Source organism: Mycobacterium sp. E3339 (assembly GCF_001666915.1).
Classification (GTDB): Bacteria; Actinomycetota; Actinomycetes; order Mycobacteriales; family Mycobacteriaceae; genus Mycobacterium.
Map to the genome: position 1 here is coordinate 1 of NZ_LZIZ01000170.1, position 924 is coordinate 924.

The 924-nt window shown below is 69.6% G+C and carries 1 protein-coding gene and 1 pseudogene; one reads left to right on the forward strand and one right to left on the reverse strand.

The genetic code is table 11. From position 1 onward, the window contains the following. Positions 1-542 (forward strand): VWA domain-containing protein (locus A5702_RS15505; protein ID WP_156669560.1); only part of this gene is annotated, 542 nt, incomplete at its 5' end. A 4-nt stretch (positions 543-546) separates the two neighbouring features. Here A5702_RS15505 and A5702_RS15510 read toward each other — a convergent pair. Continuing rightward, a pseudogene (locus tag A5702_RS15510) lies at positions 547-924 on the reverse strand (hypothetical protein); the annotation flags it as partial.

Genomic DNA, 924 nt, shown 5'->3' on the forward strand with positions numbered 1-924 from the left:
CGCCGCAGCACCAGGCGACGATCGACGCGCTCAAGAAGCTCGACTTCGCCGACAGCACGGCGACCGGGCAGGCCATCTTCACCGCCCTGCACGCGGTCAGCGCCACCGCCATCACCGGTGGCGACACGCCGCCGCCGGCCCGCATCGTGCTGCTGTCCGACGGCAAGGAGAACAAGCCGTCCAACCCCAGCGACCCGCACGACGGGGCCTACACCGCGGCGCGGGCCGCCAAGGCCGAGGGCGTGCAGATCTCGACGATTTCGTTCGGCACGCCGTACGGCACCGTCGAGTACGAGGGCGCCACCATCCCGGTTCCCGTCGACGATCAGACGCTGAAGAAGATCTGCGAGATCACCGACGGCCAGTCGTTCCACGCCGACAGCCTGGAGTCGCTGAAGGACGTCTACGCGACTCTGCAGCGCCAGATCGGCTACGAAACCGTCAAGGGCGACGCCAGCCTGGCCTGGATGCTGCTGGGGGCCGTCGCGATGGCCGGCGCCGTCCTGGCCGGCCTGTTCCTGAACCGCCGGCTGCCCTCCTGAGCGATCAGACCGGCAGTCGCCGGTTGATCAGCAGCGCCAGCGCCGTCGCGATCAGGGCGGTGAGCACGCCCAGGCGCAACCACCCGGCACTGCCGGGACCCGGCACGGTGCGGTAGCCGATGTCCTTCTCGATGGCGTTGTAGCTCTTGGACAGCTCGTCGACGGTGCCGGCGGTGTAGGACTGCCCGCCGGAGAGCTTGGCGATCATCTTCATCTGGTCCGTCGAGACCGGCACCGCGACCCGCTGCCCGTCCATCTCGATCTCGCCGGTCTTGGTGCCGAACGAGATCGTCGAGATGGGCACCCCCTCGTCGCGGGCCAGCCGCGCCGCGGTGTAGGCCCCGTCGTGCGGGTCGCTGGGGTTGGACGGCTTGTTCTCCGA